Here is a 26068-nt window from a genome sequence, read left to right as displayed (position 1 = left end):
TGTTGATTTAATATTAAAAAAAGATTATTGATATTCTATAAATGACTACTTACAGCCAAAATAAAGCTTAGATTCTATCTAAACTATATTTAGCAGGAATCTAATCAAAAACTACAAATTAACAAAATCAATTAGTTTATCAGATTTAAAACCGATAAACTCTCTATGCTTGACTAACGATACCAATACATCAGCCTGCTGTTTAGCTTGCTCAAATGAAACCAGCTGCACATTTTTACGATTTGCTAATACTGCTGGTAGCTCTTTGATATTTGGCTCAACTGCTAATATCTCAACACCCTCAATATCTGATAGCATCTTCGTAATATCTAGAGCAGGAGACTCTCTGAGATCATCAATATCTGGCTTAAATGCCAGACCTAGACATGCTATCTTAGGGCTCTTGATAGCTTTGATAGCTTCTTTTACCTTAGAGATTACATAATGTGGTTTGCTATCATTCACGCGTCTTGCTGTACCAATAATCTTAGCATCCTCTGGAAATGCATTTACAATAAACCACGGATCTACTGCGATACAATGCCCACCAACTCCACAACCAGGTTGTAACACATTTACTCTAGGGTGTTTGTTTGCCATCTCTATAAGCTCCCAAACATTGATTCCCATCTTATCACAAAGCATACTTAACTCATTAGCAAATGCAATATTTACATCTCTAAAAGAGTTCTCTGTAAGCTTACACATCTCTGCTGTACGAGCAGTTGTGATACTACACTCGCCATCAACCACTAGTCCATATAGTGCTGCAGCATACTCACTACACTTTGGTGTCATTCCACCTATGATACGATCATTTTCAACTAACTCTCTAATCATCTGACCTGGTAATATTCTCTCTGGGCAATGTGCAACTCTAATATCAGAGTCCTCACCATGTGTTTGTGGAAATGTAAGATCTGGTCTTTCAGCAGCCATCCATGCAGACATTTTTTCAGTAGCACCTACTGGAGATGTTGACTCTAGTATTACTAGATCACCTTTTTTCAAAACTTTAGCCAATGATTTGGCTGCTGACTCGATATAGTCAAGATTTGGCTCATAATCATCACCTTTAAATGGTGTAGGTACGGCTATGATAAATGCATCAGCCTCTTGTGACTCTGTATATGCTTTTAGCAAGCCTTTGCTAACTACATCTTTGATTAGCTCAGCTAAACCTGGCTCTTCGATATGAATACGACCATCATTGATAGTATCTACGGCATGCTTACTGACATCCACACCTTTGATATGCATACCACCACGAGCAAACACCGCTGCTGTTGGAAGACCAATATAGCCTAAACCTATCATGCATACTGACTCAAATTTCATCATATAAATTTATCCTTTAATTTTACGAATCCAGTTTTCTATAAAGTGTAATATTTTCAACGAAGCATTACCATCACCATATGGATTATGCGCATAAGCCATTTTGTTGTAATGAGTCTCATGATCAAGTAGACGAGATACATTAGCCGCTATACTATCTGTCTCAGCACCTACTAACATAATGGTACCAGCATCTACTGCCTCTGGTCGCTCTGTAGTATCTCTCATAACTAATACTGGCTTACCAAGTGATGGCGCCTCTTCTTGAATACCACCACTATCTGTAAGCACCAAATAGCACTTACTAAGCAGATATACAAATGGTAAATAATCTAAAGGCTTAATCAAGAATACATTATCAATATCAGATAAAAGGTCTTGCACCGGCTTTTGGACATTTGGATTTAGATGTACAGGATATACAAAGTCAACATCTGGATATGATTGAGCAAGAGTCTTCAGAGCCTTGCAGATATTAAGCATACCATCACCATGATTTTCACGACGATGTCCTGTAACAAGAACCATTTTTCTATCAGTGATCAAGTAGCCTTCTTTTTTTATAAAATCTATAGTTTTTTGTTCAAGCTCTGGCTTAGATTTAATCTGATCTAACACCATAAACAAAGCATCAATTACTGTGTTGCCAGTAACTAATATTTTGTTATCCATAATATGTTCTTTAATCAGATTCTCTTTGTTTTTTTCTGTAGGAGCAAAGTGGAATTTTGAAATCTGCGTTGTAAGAAGTCTATTTGCTTCTTCTGGCCATGGAGAATAAAGATTACCAGTTCTAAGACCTGCCTCAACATGGCCTACTCTTATTTGCAGATAAAAGCATGCTAGGGATGTTGCAAGTGTGGTGGTTGTATCACCATGCACCAAGACAATATCAGGCTTATAGTCAATCAAAACATCACGCATGCCAAGCAATATCTTAGTCGTAACATCATATAAATCTTGACCAGGCTTCATAACATTCAAATCATAATCTGGTACAACCTCAAAAAGATTAAGAATCTGATCCAGCATATGACGATGCTGACCAGTTACACACACTTTCATATCAGTTACTTCCGCATGCTTTTGAAACTCTCTCACAAGAGGAAGCATTTTAATTGCCTCTGGACGCGTACCAAAAACTAAGAGGACTTTTCCTTTCATCTGTTCTCCATTATTTATAAGCTAATATTAATTCTGTATAGATTAGGCTAGATTCACATTAATTTTAACATAGTTAATATTATTATTTGAATACTATAATTCTATAAGATCCGTATATTCTCTATAGATGCCACAATTCTGCAGCAAAGCATTAACTTGAGCATCTAAAACAATATCCTTACCAAATATTCTTTGTTGTGCAGTTATCTCAGCATAGGCTCTTCTTTTTTGTGATACAAATCCACTATTATCTGCAACTAACCCATTTTGTTGTGTTAACGAACCTCTACTCCAAAGAGCCAAAACTAAAGGCTTGTCAATAATTGATATCGCCAAATTACCATAATAGTGCTGTATAAGTTTAAAATACTCAGTATCCGCAGATACTGAAGATGATCTAAATTTGGATAACTCCCTAAAAATAGATTTTCTAACCATCATTGAAGATGCACAAAAGCGACTAACTTCACCATCAAAAAAAAATACAAAGGAACCTTGCTCATCTATTCTTAGAAGTCTTGTATAGCATACTTTAACTTTTGGATTTTGCATCTTTGCAACTTGAAACTCAATCCTAGTAGGTAGTGCAAAGTCATCAGAATCATGAAATGTTATATAGTCTCCTGTAGCATACTCAATTAGAGCATTTCTGATATTATAAGTACCCTGATTTGCTTTAGATCTAAAGACTTTAATTCGAGCATCTTTAGCCGCCAACTCTTTTGCGATACTTAAAGTATCATCACTAGAACAGTCATCACAAATTAGAATCTCAAAATTAGTATATGTCTGTACTAAAAGTGATTTAATAGCATAAACAATAGTATCTGCGGAGTTAAAAGCTGACATAATAATAGAAACTTTTGATAACTTCTCCTTTATGGTTGGGCTTGGCTTAGAATTAAACCCAATATTTTGTAGAATATTGCTATCACTCAACGATACCTTATCAACTAAATAAAGATCGTATGACTCAAGATATTTATTGAAATACTTAAGATACATTTGCTGATTTTGTTTGATTAGACTATCATTTGCCAATATAAGCATATAATCGATATTTTTAAATATCTTATCAAAACTACTCTCGCGTACTAGCTTATTTATTATCTCAGCTGGGGTATTATAAAAATCATACAACAAATGCTTATCTATACCATAATTATCAATAGAAATATCGACCTCTATGTATTTGCTCTTAAAATTAGGTGATAAATCAAGACTTTGAAAAAACTCTAGATCATTTTTTAGAAGAGAATCTATAATCTCACGATCCTGAGTACGACGCAGCACATCAACAATTTGATTTGATATAAACTTTTTTTGATCATTAGTCATTTTATTAAAGCATTCTAATACAAGCTCACTGATTAAGCGATGATGACTCTCAAGAAAGTCTAATGACCTTAGGTATTGAGCATTCTTCAGTAGAGAGTTAGTGTCAACTCCTTTATACATAATCAAATTAACTCCTTCAGAAATATAGCTGCTTCAGGAATACATATTCCAAGACTTCTATACTTTCAAAATCAATACAGCGAAATGGTTTCATAGTTGAAACTTTAAAATATACATACCTCTTTCAAATTTTTTCTCCTCCGAAGAGTACTCTATTTTCTTTGCATCTAAAAAAGCTCTCCACATTTTAGCGACACTATTCTCTTCAGGTCTATTGAAATCATCTAGCATTAGATCCACATGGCATTTTCTTAGATGATTATATAAATATGGAAGCGCTGGAAATCTAGCATTCTTTCCAGTAGATTGAGGGGGTCCATCTACTAATACTAATACTTTTTTATACTTAACCATATCCATAGCTATAGTATTTAGTATATCTCCACAATTATAATACATATAACTATTACCCTCATAACTGTACTTACTTAACGGCGCATACACCAAGTCAACATAACTTTCTAGCCCCTCTGACTTCAAGTTACTGAGAGTTCGCTTATAATAATATTCATTATGGTCAAATGATATCACTTTTGGGAAATTACTAACACGCTTTTGTTGCTCCCTTAAAATTTTTGAGAACAAAATCGTTGAAGTCCCACTTCCAAACTCTATGATTAAGTCATACTTATCATATTGTAACCTTTCGATTAGAAATAATCCCACATCAGGACTTATTGGAAATCCATAAAATGACATTGGAGTCGAACCATGGATAAAATAATTTTGCAAATTTATAAAAGACTGTATATTATTAAATATTTGCTGGTTATTTCTGTTTAAGGATGCTTTTAACTCCTCATTTAGCTCAGACCTATCAAAAACTTTTTTATTAACATCTAACAAGTTAGACTGCATTGCTTCTAACTCTCTAGTTTTAAACGCTAAGCTTTCTTTAGCTGAATTAAGTTCTAATATTACTTCTCTTAGTTTTTTAACATCTTCAGTTATATTGTCTAATGATGTGTTTTTTTCACCAAGTGCTTGCTTGTATTTTGCTTCACTCTCTACATATTCTGAAGTCACTTTATCAAGCTTAGTTTTATACAATTCAAGATCTTTTGATAATTCATCAATACTGATATCTTTTGATTTAATATCGTTACTAACAGACTCTAAAGAATTATTAAGGCTACCAACCCTAAAATTTAGTTTTACTATATTTTCTGATTGAAGTTTATTCTCTTGTTGTAGCTTAGCAATGTCTGCTTTCTTTGTAGCAACAATCTCATCTAACGACTCTATCTTTTGCTTATAGGATTTACTCTCACTCTCAAAATCCCTAACATATACAACCATCCCCATCTTTGGAAAATGATCTGCATATAATGCCACTTCTTTAAACCCCTTTGTCTCTAAACACTTACTCAAAGCTAATTTCGATACACACTCATCTTCTGACTCTAGTATTCTGGCTGCTATTAGCACTATATTATTTACATCAAAGTCTAAATTCTTAATACTAGATATAGCTCCTAATTTTTCAAAGATTATAAACTTATTTGATTCTGGCTTAAAATTTGTCGTAAAAAAATCTTCTGACGATATACTTTGACCTTTAAACTGCTCTTTCAGATGAGCATTCGGCCAATATCCCTGTAAAACATCTTGGGGTATCTGACCGTCTAGAAATTTAAGGCTATATTTGTATAGTTGTACTTCTTCACCATCATTCGATAAAATAGTCTCATAGAACTTCCAAGCTTCTGAAATCTGCTTATCTACAAGGTTAGATATAGGGCTAGCAATATAGTGAAGCTTTGTCGCCTCATTCTCATTAGCTACAACCTTACTCCACTGACTAATATCTGCATCCACAAGGATAACATCCTTTGGCTTATATTGATTATAAAATATAGGTAAATCTTTTATATACGAAAAATCAAACATCAAAAAAGTACTTTTACATTAATAACTATTAAATAGTTTAAACTATTTAATAAAAATTTTGTAGTAAATATATAATCAGCTAAAGGCTGTTGAGTTAATGAAAGACCTTTTTCATATCTTTTAATCTTGAGTATTTTTTAGATAAATCTGACTCAAAAATCTTCCTTTTGTGTTTCATATCAGCATTTTATGCTGATATGAATACACCTATTCTAGTTAAGCCATTAAATTGACAGCTTTTAATGCATTAAAACAGATAGCCTTTAACAAAGCTTGTGCATTTACTTTTACTGTAGAAAAGTAACTAGCTCTAGCAAAATTAAACTTCCTTTTCATTGTGCCAAAGCATTGTTCAACCTTATATCTAACTTTAGATATAAGAATATTTCGTGAATTTTGCCTTTTAGTTAGAGGTTTATTTCTAACTGCTTTTTTTAGTATACGATTATTAATTTTGTTAACTTTTAGTAATTCTCTATTAGCAGTAGTGTCATATGCCTTATCTGCTAGTAACTGTTTACAATTAATATCTTCTAATATTGTTTCTAATCTATGAGCCTCATAGACTTCTGCTGACTCTGTATGGATTGTTTGTATGAAACCATAATTATCATCTACGCTAGCAAAGACTTTATAGCCATAATGACTCTTACTGCCTTTCTTTATCCATCTAGCATTAGTATCTTTACCGTATGAAATATCAGGGGTAAAGGTTTTATCTTCTTTTCTATCTTCTACTGGATTATCCATATGTCTATTAGGTCTACCAGCAGATTCAACTAAGGTAGCATCTATAATTGCTCCTTTGGTATTATTTATCGATAAGCCTAATGATTCTAACTGTTTGTTAAAATCTTTAAGTAGCCTTTTATACTTTTTCTTTTCTATTAATAAGTTTCTGAACTTATTAATAGTACTATAATCAGGTAAGTTAGATGTTGGCGTAAAACCTGTGAAATACATGAAATCAATTCTTAGCCTTAAACTAGAAGCTAATTCTCTATCGCTTAGACTATACTACTGTCCTAACAATAAAAGCTTAAACATCATTATACAATCATAGGCTGGTCTACCTTGCCTTGTTATATCTTGAGTATAGATACCTTTAAGTGTTCTTCTGAATTTTTCAAAGTTAACTAACTTATTTAGTTTTACAAATTTATTATCACTACCTAATGATTCTTCTAAACCTAAAAAGAAAAAATCCATAACTACTAAAAATATAAATACCTACGATACCTATATTTTATAAAAGTTCATAAGTTTAATGAAAGATTAAATCAACAGTCTTAGCTATGTGATTTATAGATAGGACTATGCAAATAAGAAACTTGCCCAAAAGATAAGACCAAATAGTTCAACAACTAGAAATAAAATTTTAAAAGATATAAGTTATAATCTCCAGTTATAATCTTTTAGTATACCTTTGACATCAACTAATACTGGCTTATCATCTTTTGCAAATAATGCTTTATAATCCATTGTAGAATACATTTTGAACTCTCTATGTCCTACAGCAACTACTACCGAATCATAGGTAGTTTTACCACCAAATGGGTTCTTGATAAATTTAATATTTGGATAATGTTTCTCATCTGCCTCATCCATCTGTGGATCAAACACAGACACATTTACGCCGAATTCTTTAAGATTAGTTATTATATCAACTACTTTTGTATTTCTAGTGTCAGGACAGTCTTCTTTAAATGCAAATCCAAGTACTAAAACATTAGATTCACATACATGCTTACGCTCTTTGATCATCAATTTAACTGTCTTCTCAGCAATATATTTGCCCATACCATTATTAATCTGTCTAGCACCCAAAATCAAGTTTGGTTTGTACCCTAGCTCTTCTGCTTTGTATGTTAGATAATATGGATCTACTCCGATACAATGCCCACCAACCAGACCAGGCTTTAGCTTAATAAAGTTCCACTTAGTACCTGCTGCTTCAATCACATCATGAGTTGGAATACCCATACTATCAAAGATCATTGCTAACTCATTGATTAAAGCAATATTTACATCCCTTTGAGTATTTTCAATAACTTTAGCGGCTTCAGCAACCCTTATTGAACTTGCCTTGTGAGTACCAGCTACAATTATAGCGTTGTATAAATCATCAACTATTGTCGCAACCTCAGGAGTAGAACCTGAAGTTATCTTTAGGATATTTGTAACAGTATGCTCTTTATCACCTGGGTTAATTCTCTCTGGAGAATAACCACAGAAGAAATCTTTGTTAAAAACCAGACCAGATCTGTCTTCTAAATATGGCACACAAACCTCTTCAGTAACCCCCGGATATACTGTAGATTCGTATATCACGATATCATTTTCTTTTAAAACAGAACCTACTATCAAAGATGCGTCTCTAAGCGGAGTTAAATCTGGATTATTCATAGAGTCAATAGGTGTCGGGACTGTAACTATATAAACATTACAGTCTTTTGCAACATCTATGTCACAAGTGTAAGTAATAACATCCTTGATATCTTCTAACTGTTCTGTAGTTAATTCCAATGTTCTGTCATAGCATCTCTCAAGTTCTGCAATCCTAGATTTACTAATATCAAAACCAACCACATCAAACTTTTTAGCAAATGCATGAGCTAATGGAAGCCCAACATAACCCAAACCAACTACACATATTTTTTTACTCATAGAATTCTCCAATTCTTTAATTAAATACAATCCATCAGATTAAATTTCATAAACACTAATTCTCTTTGATATTTCATCAAAAACATATCTTAATGTACTATTATCCTTATAATTACCATATATATACATATCCGTAATTTTCTGTGACCTACACCATGCATGAAGATAACCCAAAGACTTAATATTTTCTTCTTTAAATTTCTTATAACCTTTTACAGCATGTATATATGGTTGTTTACATATACTAAGATATTTTTCGCCATTAATCTGATCAAGATAGTACCTTAAGTATACTATATCATTTTCTCTATCATATATAGTAAATTTATTACTATTATCAAAAGTGCCCAACTCATTTAAATATGAAACAACCACTGATATATTATATTTTTTCTTAATTTCTAGAATCTTATCTCGAGAAACCTCTCCAATAACAAACAACATATGAACTGACTCATATGTACCTTCTATAATAGAAATAAAATTATCTCGTATTTTATCTACAGAGAAATTATCAACAACAAAACTTCTAGATTGTTCAGATGCGTCTTGAAGTAACTTTTCATCCTTCAACAAACTTGTCATTTGCACAATCAGGTCATCACTACTATCATATTTTATACCCGACCTAGGATAACTCTCAATAACATATCTGTTATCAACATCAGTATAATATAAATGACTTGGATAAAAGGTAATAGCCCCTAAGGACTTAGCATCATTCAACACATAGGAAAAAGTTTCTCCATTGGATGTAAATACAAAAAACAAGGTTTCACCCATAATATTCCAGAAGTCTTGAGGTGCATAAGGAGGTTTAAGTATCCTAACTTCCAAATTATAATCACTAGCAACTTTTTCAATTTCAGCTGCAATCTCATAAATAGCGTCATTATTCTTCGTTACTCGTCCCTCAGGTCCAGCTACAAACGTAATATATCGCCTATTCCCAATATTAGTAGTACTTTTAAAAATATTTGTATCAAGTCCTATCTCAAACTCTCTAATATTAGTATTCATAAAAGAATCATCTGAGTAAACATGGCGATCTGTTTTATGAGTATGTCTTAGCAAAAGATTATCTCTATAAGCTATTCTCATCTCTCGATCCGATATTAATCCTTTTTTAAAGGCTGCGATCCATGTAAATTCCGTACCAAAAACAACTTTAGATTTAAAACTATCCTCATGAAATGACTTAATAAAATCACCTACAGCTCGAGGAGAAGCATTAGTATTTATTATTACAACATCATAACAATTATAATCTATATCTTTGCACGCTCCCCTTACAGATATATACTCTATATCATACCTATCTCTTAATAACTCTAATGCTTGATAGTTTGTAACATTAAGTCTAAACGTACTATTTGGCTTTAATCCAAGGTCATTCTCGTAAAAAAAACATCTATCAATTTTATATTTGCCATCAGCAATTTGTGCCATAGACAGTGGATCATTAGGGTTTTGACCTGACACGGTTAAGTATAGTATTTTTTTTCTTAAATTAGAAAAAACATTAGCTATACTTACTAATGCATTCTGATGAGCCTCAAATGGACGCTTTTTCAACGGAAAGTCTAATCTATAAGTACCTTTTACCCGAAGCTCTTCATGCCATTTTAGAAAGTTAGCTTTATATACTTTTCTACTTTCAGATAATCCAGACCTAATACCATTAGTTTTACAGTTAGTTAAACCAGTTTCAAGATTTATACAAATCATACAAAAGATATCAGTATAAACTAAACTATCGCCTAATAATGCTGTTGCTCTAGCCATTATCTCAGAATCCGCAGCAAATCGGACACTATCCCATGCGCCAAGCTCTTCTTTCAAAAAAGATGATTCAAATATACAAGACACAAAAGCTGTTCTAAGACCTCCATCTTTCACTAAATGAGATACCTTTGCAAAATCTTCGACTATCCCATTAGTATTAACTCTTATCATCTTACCAATAGATGCTTTCACATTAGAGTTAACTTCCATAAATAATACTTGTTTTTCTATCCTCTGCGGATGTGCCCAATCATCAGCATCATGCCCTGTAATATACTTACCTTTAGCAATACCAAGAGCATAATTTTTAGAGACATATGGTCCGACATTAGACTTATTACTTAGTATTCTTAAACGACTATCTTTTTGGGCTATATTTCTTAAAATCTCTAAACTAGAGTCACTACTACAGTCATCAATAGCAATAATTTCAATATTAACCCATGTTTGATTAAGTAAAGAATACACAGAATGTTCTATATACTCTTCTGCATTAAATACCGGCATTAATATCGATACCAAAGGTTCTTTATATACTTTCTTTAAATCACCAATGCTACTATCTATTCTCAGAAATCTGTTGACACCAGTTTTATTTAACTCTAATGGTGATGCTCCTAAATAAGCCAAATATGTATTCAAATATTTCAGCCAGTCATCTTCATTATCAACAGTAAGTGCTCGATTTGCTTTTAATAGTTCTATAGCAGATCTCTCTTCATCACTACAGTATCTTTTCGCATACTCTATCCCATGCCTAACAAAACCAGCATTCATAATCTCCGAAGCCCTCCTAATAACTAAGTTTTTAGGTGGCTTGTTTAGCATCTTCTTTTCAACCTGTTCGAGCTCTTCATAGCTCATACCATCTATACAACTCTCAACATTATATTTAAAGCAATGCCTAAGATCTTCAGGTACATTCAACATGTAAAGCCTATAAGCATCTATGTGTTTTTTAGATTTTAAAAGCTCATTTGCTTGTATAATATTTTTCATCAACAATCTCTCTTAAATATGAATTATAACAACTTAAGTAATTCTTCTCTTAATATTTCATTCTCTGACATTAAACTCTTACTACATATAAAATATCTCTCTAACTCTTCTTGCACTGCAAATAAATTATTCAGCAGACTCTCGTTTTCTTTACTTAACTTTGCTAACTGCTCTTGCTTAGCTTTGGTATCTACTACCAATGCAGCTTTATCTTTGTTTAAAGTAGCTACTAGTTGCTCTTGTTCTTTCACAGCTTTCGATAAGCTAGCTCTCTCTTGCTCTAGTCTCGCTGTCTTTACTTGTTCCTGATTTAGAGAACTTTGCATCGCATCCAAATCTTTCTTAACAGCAGATAGATTCTTAACCAGCAAATCTTTTTCTTTTGCTATCTTTTGCAGCTCTTCTTTAGCTTTTGCTGCTTCTGCTTGTTCTTTAGTCAATATCTCTAGTTTACCAGCTAGTTCTTCTTGCACTGCAAATAAATTATTCAACAAGCTATCATTTTCCTTACTAAGCTTTGATAGCTGTTCTTGTCTAGCCTTAACATCTGACTCTAGTACAGATTTTTCTTTATTTAAATTCGCTACCAAATGTTCTTGCTCTTTTACAGCTTTCGATAAGCTAGCTCTCTCTTGCTCTAGTCTCGCTGTCTTTACTTGTTCCTGATTTAGAGAACTTTGCATCGCATCCAAATCTTTCTTAACAGCAGATAGATTGTTAACCAGCAAAGCTTTTTCTTTTGCTATCTTTTGTAACTCTTCTTTAGCTTTTGCTGCTTCTGCTTGTTCTTTAGTCAATATCTCTAGTTTACCAGCTAGCTCTTCTTGAACCGTAAATAAATTGCTCAGTAAACTCTCATTTTCTCTACTTATCCTCGCCAACTGCTCTTGCTTAGCCTTAGCATCTGCCACTAGTCCAGATTTGTCTTCATTTAAACTGGCTACTAATTGCTCTTGCTCTTTCACAGCTTTCGATAAGCTAGCTTTCTCTTGCTCTAATCTAGCTATCTTTACTTGTTGATCTGTGATGTCTTTATCTTGACTTTTAAGCTGTTGCTTTATGTTATCAAACTGTAACTCATTATCTCGAATACTCTTCTGAAGCTCGACAATATACTCAAGAGTATCTGTCTTTTGAGATATATATTCTCCCAAAACATCCACATAAGATACTACATTTGATTGAACGACAACACCACTTGCACTAGACTTCAACTCTTCATAGAGATTAATCAAATCATCAGATTGAGATATAATCTTGTCTAAAAAATACTCAAGCACAGAATCACTTGTCACCTCAAATCTAGATACATCTACATTGACTGACTTCAGACTAATCGCAAATTTCTCCGTAAAGCTCGTCACAAACTGTGCAATATCACTAACAACACCATCATAGTCAACAAGAACACAGCGCTGCATATTTCTGTGATAAAAATCAAGTAGTGATCTATTATAGGTCACCCAATCACTCATAACTTGCGAGACTTTATCACTAGATACCGATACATCTTCTGAAAATAGATTTCTCATAAGAGTATATGGAGATGAAAAAGCTAACACAAATCCAATTTTACTATCTATAGAAGCCCAGTAATCCAGTAGTGATATAGCTGCCTGATCTGACCAGCACCATATCTTGGATTTATAATTAGCCATTACTAACTCTTCTGCTAAGAAGTTCCATATCTTATCTACACTTATCGGCTTGTTATAACCATGCTCAATTCCTTTAGCATCTTTGATAATATTAGTTATATCATCTGATTTGATATTATCTCTCGCAAGATTTTTAGCAGGGGCAACTCCCATATCAATCAAAATATCTCTAATATTAGAAGAGATTTGATTACCGTAGCCAACACATAGAATTTTATTGAATGATTGAGATCGAACAGACTCATCTATACTAAGCGATGCCTTTATATCAAACATAAGAAGTCAAAATATATTACAGATGATTTAAATATTACAAAAATACAAATATAAATACAAATATAAATATAAATAAATTTTAGATTTTAGATTTTAAAAAAATCGTATTTTTTACTCAATGTTACCAACCGTCTCATGCCATAAAAAGCCGTTGAATAAATAGCTTAGCAACAAACCATTTGGCCAAGTACTGCTTTTAGATATAGAAGGCTGCAGCCTTCTATAATAAAGATGGAATGTTTTAATATACTACCTCGTCCTGCTTCGCAATCAACTTCTTCAACACTTGAAGGAAAATTGTCATGCTGAACTTGATCAAGTATTCAGCATGACAATACATTTTGACACTCCAAAGAGCCAAGAATTAAACACCGAGCGTTTAGAATTTAGAATTACATTGGAGCTATAAATACTCTCGCTGCAAACGCAATCTGGAATACAATCTGCGATATCGTCGCCATAATTGGCAATGCCTCTGACATACCTTCATTAGGTACTATTATCTGATCTCCACCTTTAACTGCCGTCGTATACGACATCCAAGATGTAAATACACCTGTATCTACTCGCTCCGCTGTACCATTCTCATGTAACAACAACACATAGCCAGTCTCAGCACTCGGTGTATATCCACCAACAGCATTAATGTAATCTTTAACTCTAAACTTCTCATTATAATTAATCGCCATCGGTGCCATTACTTGACCACTAATTGTAACTACTTGATTCTGGTTAGGAATATTTATCACATCATTATTCTGTAGCGCTATATGCTCCCACTTCGTCTTAGATCCTACTATAACTTGACCTTTAGGCTGTACCTTCTTAGCCTTCTCAACAAATGTGGACACCAATCCCGCATACTGCTGCTGCATTATCAAACCATCTTTCGTCAATGCACTCTTAGTATATGCTTGCTGCTCCAAGTAATTCAAACTAGCATCAATAGCCGCCTTCTGTGCCGCCGCTACACTCTTTCTAAACAACTGTAGATCATCAACATTTGCACTTGATCTGAACTTAAGCTTCTCTACTACGTCCTCTAATGTAGTTCCTATCGGCACAACAAATTGATGTGGTCCCAATATAGCTCCTGTTACAGACACCGTTAACTGCTTAATATTTTGATCTGATGTCAAAGTTACTTGCTCACCTCCTTTAACTACCTGATCACCTATCGCACTTAATGGAATATATTTGTTACTAGGATTTAACCCCCTATTATCTTCTATAAGCACATAAGTAGCTTCTGGCAATACCCCCACCAGCTTAAGCAATCCAGGCAAGTCAAACTGTCCATCCTTAGGCTCATACATCGCCGGTGATTTCACCTGACCTATAACTGAAACGGATGCAGCCTTTTGTCTAACCACTATACTATCACCCTGTTGTAATTGCGAAAATGGTATAACACCATCAACCAAAAAATTGTATAAATCAATATGGGAAATAACCTTGCCATTTCTAATCAAATCTATATGTCTAAAACTTCCTTTATCAGGCTCTATTCCCCCAGCCTTACACAAAAAATACAGAACAGAGTCTGACGACATACCATCATATAAACCAGGCTTAGATACATATCCTGATACAAATATCTGTACAGGCTGTGCACTCATCAGATTAGCATACACTGTTACATTCTTCTCAAACGTCCTCTTGATTGCATCACCTATGACCTTATTTAGATCCTTATTTGGAATATCTGCAACATGAACCGGTCCAACCTTAGGTATGAATATATTACCTTGACTATCCACCTCCGCTACAGCACTGTACTCAAATGCACCCCACAGTGTAATAGAAATCTTATCCCCTATACTCAGCAGGTAATTAGGATTGTACAACGCTATCTGCGGTAAATTCTGACACTGACTACTAAACAAATTAGCTCCAAATACCTGCAAACCCTTTAATTGTGGTACAAAATCATCATTTATAACCTTATTAGAAAACTGTGATCCCGCCTTATCCTCTATCCCATTTCCCTGATTCATCGCCGTAACTGACGCTAAGCCAGATGCCATAGATGGTGGCGGATTATTTTTGGTTTCAGGAAGACCAGCCCCTTTCTCAGCAATTTGGTCAAATTCTGTTAAACCAGGCATAACACTATTAGCAAATGCCAAACCACCTAGACAGAATAGCAAGAAAGTTATAAATATTTTTTTCATAATTGGATATTAATCATCAGTGAGGTATTTGGCTCAAAGTATCTAATATTTAGAACAATTATGCAAATTTAAATTAGCTATTTTTTTCTCAAAGTGATAGTATTCTTAGACTATAGTTATTCAATTATTGAAAAATATTTATATCACAACAACAATATGACGACGGAATTCAAAAAATCTCTAATAGAACACAAAGCTGTGATATGGGGATTACTCAATCGAGAAATTACCACAAAATTTGGCGATAGTTACTTTGGCTATGCATGGATTGCTGTAGAGCCAATGCTTTTTATAATGATGCTCTACGCAATGTTTACATTTCTAGGCAGAGCTACTGGCAATATGCCAATTTTGTTATTCCTACTAACAGGAATTGTGCCGTATTTCTTTTTTAGAAACTCATTCCAAGGTGCTTCTAGTGCTATCGCTGCTAATCAGGCCTTATTAGCATACAGACAAGTCAAAATTATTGACACAATTTTAGCTCGAATACTACTTCAAGCAGCCACCTCTCTATTATCTGCAATAATATTAACAGCTTTAATCATATATCTAAATAGTGGAGCCACTCTATATCACCCTATCAGAATTATATATATGATTTTTATACTCCTTGCCATAACCCTTGGATTTTCACTAATACTTGCCGTAGTTTCATACTACTATATAGACTTACCCAAATTTATGGGACTTGTAAACCGCGTACTGTTCTTCACATCAGGAGTATTTTTTGGCCTAAATGACTTCCCCCCTAATATATCATACTACCTATCATTTAATCCAATTCTTCAAGTTATTGAATTTATTCGCTCTGCATTTAGTGTCGAGCATCTTAATGTCTATCTAAGCTATGAGTACTTAATCGCTTTTACAATTTGTACTCTTTTTTTAGGTGTTATGTGTTACTATGTAGCAAGAAAGAATATTATGATGAATGCAAGATCAAGGTAAACTATAGATATGATACAACTTGTAAATGCAACTAAGTTTTATAATATCCGTGGGCATAAGCATTATATCCTCAGAGATGTGAACTATACCTTCCCAAAGGGTAAGAGCATAGGTATACTCGGTCGTAACGGTGCTGGTAAATCTACATTTCTGCGTATGCTAGGTGGTCTAGAGTACCCAAACTCAGGAAAAATAATTACCACCAGCTCAATTTCTTGGCCAGTAGGGCTAACAGCAGGATTCCAAGGAAGTCTCACAGCTCGTGAGAATATCAGATTTGTCTGTCGAATTCATAACAAAAATCGTCGTGAGATGAAAGAGATTGAAGAATTTGTCTATGATTTTGCCGAGATTGGCGAGTTTTTTGATATGCCGGTCAAGTCATATAGCTCAGGTATGAAAGGTAGAGTTAATTTTGGACTGTCAATGGCATTTGATTTTGATTATTATCTAGTGGATGAGGTTACAGGTGTAGGTGATCCCCAGTTTATGAAAAAGGCCAATGACGCATTTAATGAAAAGAAGAAAAGCGCCTGTGTTATCATGGTATCTCACAATATGAAAGAAATTAAAGATAACTGTGATATCGCAGTTGTGCTAGATAATGGTAAAATAAATATATTTGATGGTATGGATGAAGCAATAGCATCATATCAAAAGTAATTTTTGTAACAAATAAGTTGATATAAGATGAGCAAAATAGAATCACTCAAAGTAAGATATAAAAAAGCCTTAGTCACAGTATACAAAAAACTAAGCAAGAGATTTAAAACAACCTCTCTAAGAGATATTTATACATACAAAAAAATCCACTATAAACATGAGACCATAATCAAAGCAAATAAAACATATATATTAGCCAAGAAGCACAGTTTCTTCTCTTTTGTAGTATTACCAACTCTAGTTATTGCTATGTACTATATAGTTCTAGCGTCGCCTCGCTATGAGAGCCAAGCAATAGTATCACTAAGACAAAACAATACTGCACCTATGGTTGATACCTCATTATCAAGCATACTTGGTGGAGGCGGATCTGATACTTCTGCGAATAGTTACTTACTGATAGACTATATACTATCGCCACAAATGCTTGATAAACTACAAGCCGACTTAAATATTAAAGCCATGTACCAAAACCCCAAAGTAGACTTTTTCTCACGCTTATCGCATAATGCTGATCAAATTGATTTCTTAGATTACTATAACAAGATGGTATTTCTAAGCTATAACCAACAGTCTAATGCTATCACAATAAACGTACAAGGCTATACCGCAGAGCAAGCACAAAAAGTGTTAGATACTATCACAAAAGATAGTCAGGAAATAATCGACCATATCTCGCACACTCTAGCAGAAAATAGAATGAAGTTTAACAAAGAACAACTTGATATAATCAAAACTAAAGCCATGAAAGCTCAGGATGCATTAGTTGAGTTCCAAAATAGTCGTGGAATAGTCGATCCAGAAGGTTCTGTATCAACTAAAGCCTCAGTAATAGGTAGCCTACAAGGACAATTAACCGCTGCAGAGACACAACTGACAAATCTAAAATCATATTTATCACCTAACTCTAGTGAAGTAAAAGCCACTGAACAGCAAATCATCGCTCTGAAAAAGCAAATTGATAAAGAAAAAGCAGATTTCTTAGCAGAGGATAAAGACAATAAAAAGCAATCGCAACTTGATGATATGGTATCTAATTATACATGGTTAAAACTTAATGCTGAATTTGCAATGACGGAGTACCAATCAGCACTACAATCATTTGAAACAGCTAAATTAGACAGCCAAAATCAACAAAGCTATCTTGTAGATGTTGTCAAACCAACTTTACCAGACTCAGCTAAATATCCTCGCATCATATACAATCTCATCACAATGTTTGCTATCCTAAGCGCATTATACGGCTTAGGTCGCATGATTATAACTATCATCTTAGAAAATAGATAATCGCGCCATATGCAATACACTCTAACAAATCCAGTATACATATCCGGCAAAGGTCTACATACGAATAGATACAATACTATCATAATCTCTCCGGCTCCTGCTGACACTGGAATAGTATTTTGTATAAGTGGCAAAGCCATACCCACACACTACAGCCATGTAATCGATAAACCGCTGCACATGTATAGCTGCCGATGAAGAGCACTATATTCGTACTATCGAACATCTATTAGCAGCTGTTGCAGGACTGCATCGATTCACGAACTTTTGGACCTCTATATAAGGGTATTCTGGCAAAAATCTTGACATAACTCAGTAAAACTCCTGTTGCTCAAGGTGCAAGTACTCAAAATACAATCCTATTAACCAAGAAAAAATCATATGTCAGAAATGGTCTTCGCTATACAGATGAGCATGTTCGACATAGAGTTATGGATTTGGTTGGCGATCTTATGCTATGCGGTACACGCCATATTAGTGGACATTTTGAGACCTTTAGCACATCGCATGCGATGAATGCCAAACTACTTGAGAAGATTTTTGCAGATCAAAGTAATTTTGAATGGCAAGATGAGACTTAACTAGAAGCTAGGACAAGATTAGTATATACGAGTAATACTTGATCAAACAGCCCAACTATTTGGGGTACTGCATCCCGATATCTAGCTCATTGAAGTCGTTCCATACTTGATCCAGAGTCTCCATTAGAATATAGACCTTATACTTATAATGCGATACAACAGTTATTGACTAGGAAGTAATTATTTTGACTGCGTTGTAATAGTTGCATTAACACAGCTTTGATTAGCATTAAAGCTCTTAGGGAAAATACTAGCCCGGTCAATACCGTCAGCCATTAATCTCCACTGACTACCATCTTTGGCAAACATTTGTGTGTAAACTCCATTACCTTTAATATCAACTGTTTGCACATCTCCGGTATTATTCATAAACTTCAGCTTAGCTTCTTTACCTTTAGGTAAATTTGAAATTACTACATCAACCCTAGAAGTAGCTATAGACCAATTATCAAAATTAAGATTAACATTGGTAGTCTTATCTGGTGATAATGATACTAGTGTATCAGGAGCCTTATAAACCTTACCTGCTACAATATAAGAGTTAGCATGAATCATATACTTACCTTTTGTAACATCAATATCATAGATTGTATTTTCTTGATTAAAAACTAGTGAGCCTTGATATACCACTGTTCCTTTTGAATCTAAGATTTTGACTCCAACACTACCAGATATAGCAGCCTTAGGATAAATACTTAAACTAGCTGCATGTATATTTTTATAGTTAACAGATATTTTCTTAGATTGACCCATAGCCAAATTAACTATACCTTGGCTGGCATATCCTTGGCTAGAGTCAATACCTTCCACAACTATAGTAAATTGCCCTATTGGTAGTCTAACTTTTTTTGTAGCCCCCCATTTAAGATTTTTTAGATCAGCAACTTGATTGTGATTACTATCATAAATAATAACATGCGGTTTACCAGTACTGCTTACATAAGCTGGTCTAGAAGGAGTATGCAAGTATATTGCAGGTTGCAAAACATCTTGACAATATACCCAATGTTGATTAATGTCTGGAGAGTCTGCAGTCCACCAATCATTTTTCAATTGATATACTTTATTATCATATCTAACGAAATCACCATTACGATATCCTATCCAATTATCTTGATCGGCTCCTTTAAATTGTTTAACCACACTAGGTACATTATCACATTTGCTAGAGTCATCTGCATAGCTGGAATTTACCATACTAGCCAAACAAACGAACATAACCAAATTTAAAACTCTTTTCTGCATAAAAATCTCTAATTATGAAAATATTGTAAAACTTGAAGTATTGTAGCAAGACTCTCTAGATCCATCAATGTTTTGATAACATCTAGCAAACAATATCCTTACGCATTTCCACAATAGCAAAGGCTCTCTTGCCAGAGTTAAATGACTGCATAGACTTACTCCACTTGCCCCCACGAAACTCTCGAGCTATTCTCAGATAATTCTGGACAAAACCTAATATATTTTTTTCACAAGCTACCTCGATATTAGCAGATATATCAATACCACTGACAAATGTCAGGCCAGTATCACTTATGTGCAATCTAATTTTATCAATACCAGCACCATATCCAGCTGCTAAATACATAGTAACTATAAATTATCTACCACAGTTGAGAACTCGCAATACTTCATCAAAAAAAGCCTTATTGAAATAGTAATATATACTATCTACACTAATCATACAATCGATACTCTAATCTGTACTTGGTAAGTGTGGCGCAAGACAGTATTGAGCATTTATCCCTTGCTTACGAGCTTTTTCAAAGCTAACGAAGAACAGCCATAACCAATAACCTGAGCATTAATATGATCAGATGCACATTTCAGACCACCTACATAACCACAAGCAACTTCACAAATAAGTTTGTAATAATTAGTATACAAATCATCATCAAAAAGTTTCATAGCTTGATTATAAAATTTAATACCACACAAGTTGCTTGAAAAATTATGCTTCAGAACCTCTTGAAATATTGGATAATAGCGTTTGTTCAAGGTATTTATCTTAGGAAAAAAACGTGGTGTATATAATGCTATATGAACAATTTTTATAAATTTTCATATATTTAAGATACTTTTTGTCAAAAAGAGTGACGACTTAAATACAAATCTAACAATTAAAAGTTACACAGGAGCTATAAACACTCTCGCTGCAAACGCAATCTGGAATACAATCTGCGATATCGTCGCCATAATTGGCAATGCCTCTGACATACCTTCATTAGGTACTATTATCTGATCTCCACCTTTAACTGCCGTCGTATACGACATCCAAGATGTAAATACACCTGTATCTACTCGCTCCGCTGTACCATTCTCATGTAACAACAACACATAGCCAGTCTCAGCACTCGGTGTATATCCACCAACAGCATTAATGTAATCTTTAACTCTAAACTTCTCATTATAATTAATCGCCATCGGTGCCATTACTTGACCACTAATTGTAACTACTTGATTCTGGTTAGGAATATTTATCACATCATTATTCTGTAGCGCTATATGCTCCCACTTCGTCTTAGATCCTACTATAACTTGACCTTTAGGCTGTACCTTCTTAGCCTTCTCAACAAATGTGGACACCAATCCCGCATACTGCTGCTGCATTATCAAACCATCTTTCGTCAATGCACTCTTAGTATATGCTTGCTGCTCCAAGTAATTCAAACTAGCATCAATAGCCGCCTTCTGTGCCGCCGCTACACTCTTTCTAAACAACTGTAGATCATCAACATTTGCACTTGATCTGAACTTAAGCTTCTCTACTACGTCCTCTAATGTAGTTCCTATCGGCACAACAAATTGATGTGGTCCCAATATAGCTCCTGTTACAGACACCGTTAACTGCTTAATATTTTGATCTGATGTCAAAGTTACTTGCTCACCTCCTTTAACTACCTGATCACCTATCGCACTTAATGGAATATATTTGTTACTAGGATTTAACCCCCTATTATCTTCTATAAGCACATAAGTAGCTTCTGGCAATACCCCCACCAGCTTAAGCAATCCAGGCAAGTCAAACTGTCCATCCTTAGGCTCATACATCGCCGGTGATTTCACCTGACCTATAACTGAAACGGATGCAGCCTTTTGTCTAACCACTATACTATCACCCTGTTGTAATTGCGAAAATGGTATAACACCATCAACCAAAAAATTGTATAAATCAATATGGGAAATAACCTTGCCATTTCTAATCAAATCTATATGTCTAAAACTTCCTTTATCAGGCTCTATTCCCCCAGCCTTACACAAAAAATACAGAACAGAGTCTGACGACATACCATCATATAAACCAGGCTTAGATACATATCCTGATACAAATATCTGTACAGGCTGTGCACTCATCAGATTAGCATACACTGTTACATTCTTCTCAAACGTCCTCTTGATTGCATCACCTATGACCTTATTTAGATCCTTATTTGGAATATCTGCAACATGAACCGGTCCAACCTTAGGTATGAATATATTACCTTGACTATCCACCTCCGCTACAGCACTGTACTCAAATGCACCCCACAGTGTAATAGAAATCTTATCCCCTATACTCAGCAGGTAATTAGGATTGTACAACGCTATCTGCGGTAAATTCTGACACTGACTACTAAACAAATTAGCTCCAAATACCTGCAAACCCTTTAATTGTGGTACAAAATCATCATTTATAACCTTATTAGAAAACTGTGAACCTGCCTTGTCCTCTATTCCATTTCCCTGATCCATCGCCGTAACTGACGCTAAACCAGCATTTTTATCCAGCTGTGGGTCATCAGTCTGTTTAGATGCTGCCGGGACACCCCCTTGCGCAGTAGCAAACTGGCTTGTAATCGCATTCATAGAGCTTTGAGCCGCCAATAATGGGTCAGCTGCATTAGCTAGTGAAAATCCAAAAAATAAAAAAATGAAAAATATAATAATATTTTTTTTAAAAAAAGTAATTACTTTCGTATTCTTACGAAATAAAACAATTAATAGTATAAGTAAATTAAAAAAGATTCTTTTCATATTATAAATAAAAAAACATATTTGCAAAGAAATATGTGTAATTTAGATTATTGATTTAAAACTCTACACATTATACTTGAACCAATCAAAAAATTCAATTTATTAATCCGAGAATAAGGCTACATAACAATATATTTAAAAGATCAATCTTTATAAACCATTTTCAGCAATGTACTTAATAAATATATTCGCCGAAATCCTAGCTTATAAAAAAAACTGTTTTCCAAATCATTTTTTTGCCGTGTTAATAATTTTATTAAAGTACTTGGGTGGCAGTATTCTAAAGTTTCAGGATGAATATACTTAGGATATAAAATATAAGCTCCTGCTATTAACTCCTTTAGTTTGAGCTTGCGAATTCTTCTAGACTCAATTCTGTGATCAACTGTAAGCCCCCAACCAGCATAAAAAGGCATTCCATAAGTTACTACTCGCTTGCCATACAATAAACCTTCAAAACCTACTAGTGAAGTTATTGTATGAACCTCATCTACGCATTGAAGTATGGATGCGATAGAAATATTATCAATAATTTTATCACAATATTTCATAGCAACTTGCTCATCTATCTTACCAACCCTATTACCACTAGAAACATCTGGATGAGGTTTGAATATAATATATGCTTCAGGGTTATTCTCACGTACTGTTTTTACAAGCCCTAAATTTGTAGCTATATCTCCACCACCATATTTAATTGATGCATCCCCTTCAGCTTGTCCAGGGATAAAAATTTTAATTTTATCTGTAAAAACATTAAATTCCACATGGGCTGCACTATTATATTTAGTAATTTTATTTGAAATGATGTCTTGATGAAGACTATCAGCTTCAGTAAGTAACTCATCATCAAAATAATGATTATTTAATATTTTCTCAAGCCTACTAGGCCTCGTTGAATCAAAGTATATTCCAATATCATCAAAAATCAATGAATATGGCCTAGTAAAATTAGAACCCAACCCAATAGAGCGAATGAAACCATCTTCAACCCTAATGATATTTATGCGATTATTTTTTGCATAATTTTCAACTTCAGGAAACTCTTTTTTACCCCATATAAATATTACACTATCTTTATCAAGCCCTTTTTTAATTGCAGCCTTATAATGGCTAGAAAATATAGGGTTTATAAAAAATATTTTAGATTTGTCATATTTCTTTAGAAAACATCTAGTAGAACTGTGTTTAATCCTCAAAAAACCAAACAAGTAAACTTTCTGATTATTTTTCTTCAAAAAAGCACCTCTTTATATACTAGATATTAATACTCAACTTAAAATATAGATTTGAACACAAACCTCTAAAAACCCAACAATCATTAAATTAACATACATCCTTATATACCTAAAATATCAAGAACAGTATAATTTAAAAACTTTTTGGCGTAAAATTACTACCTATAACATTTTAGTTTAAAGGTTTTAAATATGCAATATACAATAAAAAAACCTACTTTTTTCTATGGGAAAGGCCTACATGAAGGCAAAAAAAATTTAGCAGGTATTTTTCCTGCTCCAGCAAATACAGGTTTTGTTTTTTATGACAATAATATTGAAATTCCAGCCTCCTATACTAACGTAATGTATAAGAGAGCATGTACAAATCTTGGTATTAATAAAAAACACTATGTAAGAACAGTTGAACATATAATTACAGCCCTATATGCTGCAAAAATTGAAAATGCTTATATTACTGTTGATAAAAAAGAAGTTCCTTTTTTAGACGGTTCAAGCTTCCAGTTCTATAAGCAAATAGAAAATGTAGGACGCACATTAGTTAGTAAAGCCCCCTTTAAAAAACTAAAAATCAATAGAACTATCGAACATAAAGACGGTGACAAGTATATAAGAATAACACCTAAAGACCATTTCTCTATACACTTAAAGATTAATCTTTTAGGTGCAGGAGTCCAAGAATATAAATCCGAAAAAGTATCTGATGATATATTAGAGTGTATTAAGGCTAGATCTTTTGGAGAGATGCATATGATTATGTTAGGAAAAATTTTTACAAAATTCTTTCCAGTACCATGTGTACAAGGAATGAGATTTGACAACATCATTCTCACAACCAAAAATAAGTCATGGGTCAAAGGAGGCCTAAAATATAAAGATGAACATATTAGACATAAAGTTGTTGACTTAATTGGAGATATAACATTATGTGGCACTAATTATATTTTAGGACATATAGAAACTTTTAATACTTCTCATGCCATGAATGCAAAAATATTAGAAAAAGTATTTTCTGATAAAAAAAATTTTGAATGGATATATTAAATAATTAATAAAACTCATATGACAAAAAATAATCAAAGAAAAAGAAATATTTTAATTACTGGTGCTAGTGGAGCTATAGGTTCCGCTTTAGCATTAGAACTATCAAATAAAAATACTAATTTAATTCTCTTAGGTAGAAATATAAAACACCTCGAGCTAGTAAAACTAAACTGTGAAAAGAAAGATGCTACAGTTTCTATTTTCCAACTTGATTTAGCAAATATAAATACTTTAGAAGAGTGGTTAAATAATTACCCATTAGAATCTCTTGATGTAGTTATTCTAAATGCTGGAATGAGTATTAATAGAAAACTTGATGGTGAAAATCATAATGATATCCGAAAATTAATAAGTATAAATATCGAATCTAGCATTTGCTTTGCTAACAAATTAATTCCATTCTTTAAGAAAAAGAAAAATGGGCAGATTGTTTTCATAAGTTCATTAGCGGCATATACTGCTCTTCCTGTAAATCCAAGTTATTCTGCAAGTAAGGCTGCCATAAAATCTTATGCTGAATCTTTAAGAATCTGGCTTAGTAAATATAATATAAGAATTAATCTGGTCTTACCTGGACCAGTAAATTCTACAATGGCTCATGAAACAACCGCTCCAAAACTAAAATTAATGCCTCCACATACTGCAGCCAAAAAAATTATTACGGGCATTAAGAAAAATAAATTTATCATACAATTTCCATATTCTCTAAGTATAAGTATAAGAATTCTAAATTTTTTACCACTTAAAATTAAAGCCATAATACTAACAATGCTAGGCTATAATAGATACGAAAAATAATTTTTTAAACTTAACAAAAACTAGCTTATTCTTTATTTTTTCTTAAAAATTTTAGCAATATTTATCAGAAGTAGTTATAA

The 26068-nt window shown here is 33.5% G+C and carries 21 protein-coding genes and 1 pseudogene; 7 read left to right on the top strand and 15 right to left on the bottom strand.

From position 1 onward, the window contains the following. Positions 1 to 111: 111 nt before the first annotated feature. From wecC to F7308_RS03805, 10 genes and pseudogenes are all read right to left on the bottom strand, one after another. Positions 112 to 1341, bottom strand: a complete 1230-nt coding sequence (gene wecC, locus F7308_RS03845; RefSeq protein ID WP_013922536.1) for a UDP-N-acetyl-D-mannosamine dehydrogenase — start codon at positions 1339 to 1341, stop codon at positions 112 to 114. 6 nt (positions 1342 to 1347) lie between these two features. After that, a complete protein-coding gene (gene wecB, locus F7308_RS03840) occupies positions 1348 to 2502 on the bottom strand; it encodes a non-hydrolyzing UDP-N-acetylglucosamine 2-epimerase (RefSeq protein ID WP_013922535.1) in 1155 nt (384 codons plus the stop codon). A gap of 93 nt (positions 2503 to 2595) precedes the next feature. Continuing rightward, entirely contained in the window at positions 2596 to 3960 is a 1365-nt protein-coding gene (locus F7308_RS09900; RefSeq protein WP_013922534.1) for a glycosyltransferase family 2 protein, read from the bottom strand. Between the two features lie 90 nt (positions 3961 to 4050). Next, a complete protein-coding gene (locus F7308_RS03830; RefSeq protein WP_013922533.1) occupies positions 4051 to 5850 on the bottom strand; it encodes a coiled-coil domain-containing protein in 1800 nt (599 codons plus the stop codon). 216 nt (positions 5851 to 6066) lie between these two features. Further along, positions 6067 to 6855 (bottom strand): annotated as a pseudogene (locus F7308_RS03825) (IS5 family transposase); the annotation flags it as partial. A gap of 12 nt (positions 6856 to 6867) precedes the next feature. After that, on the bottom strand, positions 6868 to 7059 hold the full coding sequence (locus tag F7308_RS10285; RefSeq protein ID WP_013922531.1) for a hypothetical protein: 192 nt from the start codon (positions 7057 to 7059) through the stop codon (positions 6868 to 6870). A gap of 183 nt (positions 7060 to 7242) precedes the next feature. Then, on the bottom strand, positions 7243 to 8517 hold the full coding sequence (locus F7308_RS03820; RefSeq protein ID WP_013922530.1) for a nucleotide sugar dehydrogenase: 1275 nt from the start codon (positions 8515 to 8517) through the stop codon (positions 7243 to 7245). Positions 8518 to 8556: 39 nt separating this feature from the next. Next, on the bottom strand, positions 8557 to 11301 hold the full coding sequence (locus tag F7308_RS03815) for a glycosyltransferase (protein ID WP_013922529.1): 2745 nt from the start codon (positions 11299 to 11301) through the stop codon (positions 8557 to 8559). 23 nt (positions 11302 to 11324) lie between these two features. Beyond that, a complete protein-coding gene (locus F7308_RS03810) occupies positions 11325 to 13235 on the bottom strand; it encodes a coiled-coil domain-containing protein (RefSeq protein WP_013922528.1) in 1911 nt (636 codons plus the stop codon). Between the two features lie 392 nt (positions 13236 to 13627). After that, positions 13628 to 15409 carry a polysaccharide biosynthesis/export family protein gene (locus tag F7308_RS03805; protein ID WP_013922527.1) on the bottom strand — a complete coding sequence of 594 codons (1782 nt, stop codon included), beginning with the start codon at positions 15407 to 15409 and terminating at the stop codon, positions 13628 to 13630. 93 nt (positions 15410 to 15502) lie between these two features. Between F7308_RS03805 and F7308_RS03800 the strand changes: the two genes are divergently transcribed. The 5 genes from F7308_RS03800 (at position 15503) to F7308_RS10275 (ending at position 18891) form a co-directional block, all read left to right on the top strand. After that, entirely contained in the window at positions 15503 to 16360 is an 858-nt protein-coding gene (locus F7308_RS03800) for an ABC transporter permease (protein WP_013922526.1), read from the top strand. 9 nt (positions 16361 to 16369) lie between these two features. Beyond that, entirely contained in the window at positions 16370 to 17023 is a 654-nt protein-coding gene (locus F7308_RS03795) for an ABC transporter ATP-binding protein (protein WP_013922525.1), read from the top strand. 27 nt (positions 17024 to 17050) lie between these two features. Further along, positions 17051 to 18310, top strand: a complete 1260-nt coding sequence (locus tag F7308_RS03790) for a sugar ABC transporter (protein WP_013922524.1) — start codon at positions 17051 to 17053, stop codon at positions 18308 to 18310. A 9-nt stretch (positions 18311 to 18319) separates the two neighbouring features. Continuing rightward, on the top strand, positions 18320 to 18508 hold the full coding sequence (locus tag F7308_RS10280; protein ID WP_013922523.1) for a UDP-3-O-acyl-N-acetylglucosamine deacetylase: 189 nt from the start codon (positions 18320 to 18322) through the stop codon (positions 18506 to 18508). 158 nt (positions 18509 to 18666) lie between these two features. After that, entirely contained in the window at positions 18667 to 18891 is a 225-nt protein-coding gene (locus F7308_RS10275) for a UDP-3-O-acyl-N-acetylglucosamine deacetylase (protein ID WP_232215363.1), read from the top strand. A 180-nt stretch (positions 18892 to 19071) separates the two neighbouring features. Here F7308_RS10275 and F7308_RS03780 read toward each other — a convergent pair whose 3' ends face one another. The 5 genes from F7308_RS03780 to F7308_RS03760 all read right to left on the bottom strand — a co-directional run bounded on the left by F7308_RS03780 (position 19072) and on the right by F7308_RS03760 (position 24146). Beyond that, the gene (locus F7308_RS03780; protein ID WP_013922521.1) at positions 19072 to 20136 is read right to left on the bottom strand and encodes a hypothetical protein; all 1065 of its coding nucleotides are present in this window, start codon (positions 20134 to 20136) and stop codon (positions 19072 to 19074) included. Positions 20137 to 20218: 82 nt separating this feature from the next. Beyond that, a complete protein-coding gene (locus tag F7308_RS03775) occupies positions 20219 to 20482 on the bottom strand; it encodes a hypothetical protein (RefSeq protein WP_013922520.1) in 264 nt (87 codons plus the stop codon). 152 nt (positions 20483 to 20634) lie between these two features. After that, positions 20635 to 20802 carry a hypothetical protein gene (locus F7308_RS03770; protein WP_156796585.1) on the bottom strand — a complete coding sequence of 56 codons (168 nt, stop codon included), beginning with the start codon at positions 20800 to 20802 and terminating at the stop codon, positions 20635 to 20637. A 219-nt stretch (positions 20803 to 21021) separates the two neighbouring features. Continuing rightward, positions 21022 to 22908 (bottom strand): polysaccharide biosynthesis/export family protein, encoded by a 1887-nt coding sequence (locus tag F7308_RS03765; RefSeq protein ID WP_013922518.1) that lies wholly within the window; start codon positions 22906 to 22908, stop codon positions 21022 to 21024. Positions 22909 to 23051: 143 nt separating this feature from the next. Further along, on the bottom strand, positions 23052 to 24146 hold the full coding sequence (locus F7308_RS03760; protein ID WP_013922517.1) for a capsular polysaccharide export protein, LipB/KpsS family: 1095 nt from the start codon (positions 24144 to 24146) through the stop codon (positions 23052 to 23054). A 192-nt stretch (positions 24147 to 24338) separates the two neighbouring features. On the opposite strand from F7308_RS03760, the gene F7308_RS03755 reads away from it, so the two are divergent. After that, a complete protein-coding gene (locus tag F7308_RS03755) occupies positions 24339 to 25190 on the top strand; it encodes a UDP-3-O-acyl-N-acetylglucosamine deacetylase (protein WP_013922516.1) in 852 nt (283 codons plus the stop codon). A gap of 18 nt (positions 25191 to 25208) precedes the next feature. After that, a complete protein-coding gene (locus F7308_RS03750) occupies positions 25209 to 25988 on the top strand; it encodes an SDR family NAD(P)-dependent oxidoreductase (RefSeq protein WP_013922515.1) in 780 nt (259 codons plus the stop codon). Positions 25989 to 26068: the final 80 nt, after the last annotated feature.

The sequence above is a fragment of the Francisella salina genome (genome assembly GCF_000219045.1).
GTDB lineage: Bacteria > Pseudomonadota > Gammaproteobacteria > Francisellales > Francisellaceae > Francisella > Francisella salimarina.
The sequence above is the reverse complement of the archived record's forward strand: the minus strand, read 5'-3'. Positions and strand labels throughout refer to the sequence as shown.

Coding starts and splice junctions, on each gene's coding strand:
- wecC (WP_013922536.1), bottom strand. CDS start 1,341: ATGATGAAATTTGAGTCAGTATGCATGATAGGTTTAGGCTATATTGGT.
- wecB (WP_013922535.1), bottom strand. CDS start 2,502: ATGAAAGGAAAAGTCCTCTTAGTTTTTGGTACGCGTCCAGAGGCAATT.
- F7308_RS09900 (WP_013922534.1), bottom strand. CDS start 3,960: ATGTATAAAGGAGTTGACACTAACTCTCTACTGAAGAATGCTCAATAC.
- F7308_RS03830 (WP_013922533.1), bottom strand. CDS start 5,850: ATGTTTGATTTTTCGTATATAAAAGATTTACCTATATTTTATAATCAA.
- F7308_RS10285 (WP_013922531.1), bottom strand. CDS start 7,059: ATGGATTTTTTCTTTTTAGGTTTAGAAGAATCATTAGGTAGTGATAAT.
- F7308_RS03820 (WP_013922530.1), bottom strand. CDS start 8,517: ATGAGTAAAAAAATATGTGTAGTTGGTTTGGGTTATGTTGGGCTTCCA.
- F7308_RS03815 (WP_013922529.1), bottom strand. CDS start 11,301: ATGAAAAATATTATACAAGCAAATGAGCTTTTAAAATCTAAAAAACAC.
- F7308_RS03810 (WP_013922528.1), bottom strand. CDS start 13,235: ATGTTTGATATAAAGGCATCGCTTAGTATAGATGAGTCTGTTCGATCT.
- F7308_RS03805 (WP_013922527.1), bottom strand. CDS start 15,409: ATGAAAAAAATATTTATAACTTTCTTGCTATTCTGTCTAGGTGGTTTG.
- F7308_RS03795 (WP_013922525.1), top strand. CDS start 16,370: ATGATACAACTTGTAAATGCAACTAAGTTTTATAATATCCGTGGGCAT.
- F7308_RS03790 (WP_013922524.1), top strand. CDS start 17,051: ATGAGCAAAATAGAATCACTCAAAGTAAGATATAAAAAAGCCTTAGTC.
- F7308_RS10280 (WP_013922523.1), top strand. CDS start 18,320: ATGCAATACACTCTAACAAATCCAGTATACATATCCGGCAAAGGTCTA.
- F7308_RS03780 (WP_013922521.1), bottom strand. CDS start 20,136: ATGCAGAAAAGAGTTTTAAATTTGGTTATGTTCGTTTGTTTGGCTAGT.
- F7308_RS03775 (WP_013922520.1), bottom strand. CDS start 20,482: ATGTATTTAGCAGCTGGATATGGTGCTGGTATTGATAAAATTAGATTG.
- F7308_RS03770 (WP_156796585.1), bottom strand. CDS start 20,802: ATGAAACTTTTTGATGATGATTTGTATACTAATTATTACAAACTTATT.
- F7308_RS03765 (WP_013922518.1), bottom strand. CDS start 22,908: ATGAAAAGAATCTTTTTTAATTTACTTATACTATTAATTGTTTTATTT.
- F7308_RS03755 (WP_013922516.1), top strand. CDS start 24,339: ATGCAATATACAATAAAAAAACCTACTTTTTTCTATGGGAAAGGCCTA.
- F7308_RS03750 (WP_013922515.1), top strand. CDS start 25,209: ATGACAAAAAATAATCAAAGAAAAAGAAATATTTTAATTACTGGTGCT.